This window comes from Leptolyngbya sp. FACHB-711, assembly GCF_014695615.1.
Lineage (GTDB): Bacteria > Cyanobacteriota > Cyanobacteriia > Elainellales > Elainellaceae > Leptolyngbya_A.
Window position 1 is genome coordinate 1 of sequence record NZ_JACJOR010000316.1, and the last position, 4,984, is coordinate 4,984.

General features: G+C 50.4%; 5 protein-coding genes. 3 read left to right on the forward strand and 2 right to left on the reverse strand.

All coding sequences use genetic code 11. The features are described 5' to 3' along the window. A partial coding sequence (locus H6F80_RS12855; RefSeq protein WP_190791943.1) for an Hpt domain-containing protein occupies positions 1-307 on the forward strand: 307 nt, incomplete at its 5' end. 182 nt (positions 308-489) lie between these two features. Here the strand turns inward: H6F80_RS12855 and H6F80_RS12860 are convergent. After that, positions 490-771, reverse strand: coding sequence for a hypothetical protein (locus tag H6F80_RS12860; protein ID WP_190791944.1), 282 nt, complete (start codon positions 769-771; stop codon positions 490-492). A gap of 86 nt (positions 772-857) precedes the next feature. On the opposite strand from H6F80_RS12860, the gene H6F80_RS12865 reads away from it, so the two are divergent. Further along, the gene (locus tag H6F80_RS12865) at positions 858-1,202 is read left to right on the forward strand and encodes a hypothetical protein (protein ID WP_190791945.1); all 345 of its coding nucleotides are present in this window, start codon (positions 858-860) and stop codon (positions 1,200-1,202) included. Positions 1,203-1,319: 117 nt separating this feature from the next. On the opposite strand, the gene H6F80_RS12870 is transcribed toward H6F80_RS12865, so the two are convergent. Further along, complete coding sequence (locus H6F80_RS12870; protein ID WP_190791946.1) at positions 1,320-2,984, reverse strand: response regulator; 1,665 nt, start codon at positions 2,982-2,984, stop codon at positions 1,320-1,322. A 444-nt stretch (positions 2,985-3,428) separates the two neighbouring features. Between H6F80_RS12870 and H6F80_RS12875 the strand changes: the two genes are divergently transcribed. After that, positions 3,429-4,820 (forward strand): sensor histidine kinase, encoded by a 1,392-nt coding sequence (locus H6F80_RS12875; protein ID WP_190791947.1) that lies wholly within the window; start codon positions 3,429-3,431, stop codon positions 4,818-4,820. The last annotated feature ends 164 nt before the right edge of the window (positions 4,821-4,984 follow it).

Consider the following 4,984-nt stretch of genomic DNA (forward strand, 5'->3'; position numbering starts at 1 on the left):
GTTCGTTCAAATCATCGACTGCTACTTGCAAGAGTCTCCAGCCCTGCTCGCAGTGATGCGAACCGCCCTGGTGCAGGAAAACACAGAAGAATTTACGCGGGCGGCTCATTCCCTCAAGTCGAGCAGCCAGTATTTAGGAGCAGTGGAGCTAGTCGCACTTTGCCGACAATTAGAACAGATTGGGCAATTGAACCGGATTGAAGATAGAGCCGAGGAAATTGCGGTGACTATGGCACAGCTCGAAGCCCAATACCTCCAGGTCGAAGTTGCCCTTCAGCAAGAGCGTGACGCAGCCGAGCTGCTGTGATTCGTCTTGATCAAATCGCGCTGTAAAAGCAGGCAAACCCAGCACACTTGATAGAACACCGGATAGACAGAACACCTGATAGAATCGCCCAGTCAGCTCATCCGGGTGTGGGAGGTCGAGCCATCGCAGGCTTTCTATACTAATAGGTAAGTCAAGCAGAGGTCGTTCTACTTTCCTGTCCTTCAGGAAAGATATTTGTCTTTGCTGCCCCAAAGCAGCTTTTCAATAGGGTGATTTCCATTTGAGATGTAGAGTGCCGATCGCAGAACGTCTGCCCTGCTAGAGTTTCTGAGATGGAATTCTGCCGGATAAGTGCAGTCGATTTGATTCTGCAATTTCAACCGAATACGGCATTCTCTCACGACATCTCGCTGACTCCAGGCTTGAGATCGGTTAAAACAAGCTGGAAACTTAAACAGGGAGCAATGCTCCTTTCGCTCAACTGCATACTTTATGGGATTCATAACAACTGCTCCTCGGCAGTCAAACTGTCGGACTTCGCTGCATGAGCAAACAGCGCCAGAGCAATGTTGTGAGGAGGTACACAAAAATGAGAACGCAAAAACAGTGGTTGGAGTATAAACAACTCGAACAAATTCCTTTAACGATCGCTGAACTTCAGCAGGTATCGCAAGACAACTCCGGTCATACCCATCGACTGAGCGACTGGCTGAGGCAAATTTGGCGACCGATCTCCCGCATGCTGGAATCGACAACAGAACCCCATATCTGGAAAACCTACGACCAGATGGGCAATCCGATTTGGCACGCTCACGATCCGATAACGGGGCAAGAAAGCGAATGGATTTCTGAAGACGATCTGCGTGTCTGGCTGGAAGAGCGCTACTATCAGCCTGTACGACAGCCGCTTATCACCTCGCTGGAACAGCGGTAAATCTGAGTCGAGTTACGGCTTGAATTCTAATTTCAGTTCATTTTAGGGTGGGCACTGCCCCCCTTTTTTTTACACTGCTGAATTGATTCTCTAGGCTGAATCGATTCTCTGGAAAAATTACACTTTGCTGAGATAGCGATGGATAAACTGCACACAAACGCTGCCCTCGCCAACGCCCGATGCAACCCGCTTTACCGAGCCATGCCGCACATCTCCCGCTACAAAAATACCGGGCACATTCGTTTCCAGCAGAAACGGATCGCGATCGAGCGTCCAGCCCTTTGGACGGCTCTGGTTTTGCAGCAAATCTGGACCCGCTAGAATAAAGCCGTTTTCATCGCGTTCTACCACCCCTGCCAGCCAATCGGTTGCCGGACGTGCGCCAATAAAGATAAACAGCGATGGTGCTGGAACAGTTTCTTGCGCTCCGGTGCGAGTGTCTTGCAGCACGATTCCCTCTAAATTCTTCTCGCCCTTAACTTCTGCAACCTGGGTGTAGGTGCGAACAGTGATGTTGGGGGTTGATTCGATTTGATCAATCAAATATTGAGACATACTCTTGGTGAGGGAATCGCCGCGCACCAGCATCGTGACCGATCGCGCATATTTCGAGAAGTGCATTGCCGCCTGTCCTGCCGAGTTTGCACCGCCCACGACAAACACATCTTCCCCCTGACAGGAGAGAGCCTCGGTCATTGCTGCCCCGTAATACAAGCCCGCACCCGACAATCGCTCTTCGCCTGGAATGTTGAGCTTTCGGTAAGAAACGCCGCTGGCGATCAAGAGCGCGTGACAGCTTACTTCGCTGCCGTCTGCCAGGGTAAGAATGCGGTAGGAATCCTGAAGCCGAATGCCAGTCACCGTTTGTGGCGTTAAAATCTCTACACCAAACCGCTTTGCCTGGGTTACGGCTCGCCGTGCCAGATCCGCGCCGCTGAGTCCTACCGGGAAACCGAGATAGTTTTCGATTCGCGAACTCGACCCTGCCTGCCCGCCCGGAGCTTCGCGCTCGATCATCACCGTGGTTAGCCCTTCCGATGCCCCATACACCGCCGCCGCCAGTCCCGCCGGACCTCCCCCCACGATCGCCAGATCATAAAAGGGACGTTCTGCCTGGGTTCGCAGCCCAATCCGCGCCGCAATTTCTAAGGTAGAGGGCTGAACCAGGCGCGAACCATCAGTAAACAGCACGAGCGGCAAACGCTGAAGTCCATCGGGTTCGCCATAAGCCAGGAGCTGACAGGCTTCCTGTGCAAGTTCCACATCCAACCACTGATAGGGAATCTGGTTTCGTGCCAGAAAATCCTTCACTTCATGGGATTGCGGCGACCAGCGATTGCCCACCACGCGAATGCCTTCAAATGGCGGACGGAAACCTGCCATCCAGTCATCGAGTAAATCATCCAGCACCGGATACAGCCGCTCCTCGGGCGGGTCCCAGGGCTTCAGCAGGTAGTAGTCAAGCCTGGCACTATTAATGGCGCGAATCGCAGCATCGGTATCAGCGTAGGCGGTCAGCAGTGCCCGCTTTGCTTCTGGAAAGAGCGGAATTGCCTGCTCCAGCAACTCGACCCCGTTCATCTGCGGCATTCGCTGATCGACCAGAAACAGGGCAACCGCTTCATTTCGCAGCTTAATCTGATGCAGCGCGTCGATCGCCACCGCCCCGGAATCTGCCCGCACAATCCGAAATCGATCGCCGTACTGTTTTCGCAAATCTCGTGCGATCGCTTGCAGAACATCTGGATCATCATCTACTGTGAGAATGATTGGTTTCGCCATATCGTTTGCTCCAGAATTATCAGCAATATTCGCTTCGGGCTACCTTCGATATTAGTTGTGTATTGATTGTATTGCGACAAAGTCTGATTGTGACAAAGTCAATTCTTTGCAGGGTTTCCGGAAAGCAGCAGATTCACACTTTAAAACAATTACTCAAAAACATTCTAAAACAATTACTCAAAATTGGTTAAACCGATCGTTTAGTGCTTTGGTTTGTTGTCTACCTTACAGTTTCCGCTAGAGGTGATTTGAGAAGCTGCAAATGTCCTGCACTGCCCTCTAAATTTCCTAATTCTAAGGGGCTTTGAAACCGAGAGAACAGCGACATTTTTTCCAGAATTGCCATCGTCCAAGTTTTAGTCAACAAGTTTTAGTCAACAAGTTTCAGCTAACAGGTTCTAGCCAACAAGTTTTAGCCAAGTTCTCGATTGAGGCAAAATCATCATGTTATGTGCTGAAGAGTTAGCCAAGCTGGAATTATTTCACCCATTGCCAATCGAGCGCCTGAACTGGATCTGTCACCGCTCGGAATTAGTCGAGCTATCGACAAACCAAATTCTCACCCGTGAGGGAGATGCGCCGATCGGCTTTTTGGTCCTAATGCAAGGACAGATTGGAATGACGCGCAAAAGTGACGGGGTTGAAATGCCGATCGGACATCACGAAGCCCCTGCGTTTTTTGGTGAAATCCCAGTATTAACTGGAGAGGCTTCCCCGGTTACTGTGCGAGGACTAACGGACTGCCGTTTATATCGGCTCTGCAATGATGACTTTTTAGCATTGCTGCACGAATGCCGCGTGTTTGAGCAGCAGATTTTTCAAACCGTTGCCCGTCGATCGCGGGGGCTGGAGTCGTTTATCCGTAATCGAGAAAAGATGGCAGCCCTGGGCACACTGGCAGCCGGACTCGCGCACGAACTCAACAATCCCGCCGCTGCTGTCGTCAGAGCCTTAAAAGATGTCACGCCTGCCCTGATCGAGCTACAGCGAATGAATCTGGTTTACGGACAAACTCAAGTTGAGCCAGAACACACACAGGAATGGCTGGAAACCCGCGACAAGGGCTACGAGGCGATTTTGCACAAGCACACTGACCCGATGGCGCTGAGCGATCGAGAAGAAGAACTGCTCGACTGGCTGGAGGATTACGGCGTTAAGGATGCCTGGAAACTGGCTGAACCGTTAGCACAAGGTGATATTAAAATCAAAACGCTGGAACACTTAATGGAACGCTGGCGTGATGATTCCACCGAAATGAGAGAGATGGGAATTCGCTGGCTAGCATTATCATTTGAGGTGATGTCCATGATTACGAGCGGGCTCCACGGCGCAGAACGGATTGCTGAACTGGTGCGATCGATGAAGTCTTATTCGCATCTTGATCAGGGGGCACAGCAAATCGTGAATGTGCATGATGGCTTAGAAGATACACTGAAGCTATTTAGCTACAAAGTTAAACATGGAATTGAAGTCAAACGCAGCTATGCTCCTGATCTGCCTCAAATCTCCGCGTATGGCAGTGAATTGAATCAGGTCTGGACAAACCTGATTGATAACGCGATCGATGCTATGAATGAAAAAGGAATTCTAGAGTTAACCACGAAAAATCAGGGCGATCGCATTCTGGTACAAATTGCTGATTCTGGTTCAGGAATTCCGCCGGAGATTCGATCGAGAATCTTTGAGCCGTTCTTTACAACCAAAGCGGTGGGAAAAGGATCGGGGTTGGGATTGGAAATGGTGCGCCGAATTGTCGAAAATCGGCATCAGGGATCAGTTACCCTCGAATCGCAGCCCGGAAGAACGCAGTTTACCGTTTGTTTACCAGTTCGCTAACCCAGAGAACCGCAAAAAACATTCGCGAAAAAACGACTGTGGGAAAACCTCTTCTTCCAGCGATTAAAGAAGAGGTAACGGATTGCAATTTGGGATAACTTTGTGATAATTATCTGAATTATTCGATCGCCTTCTGGTAAAACGTTTGCATCTCACCAAACCAT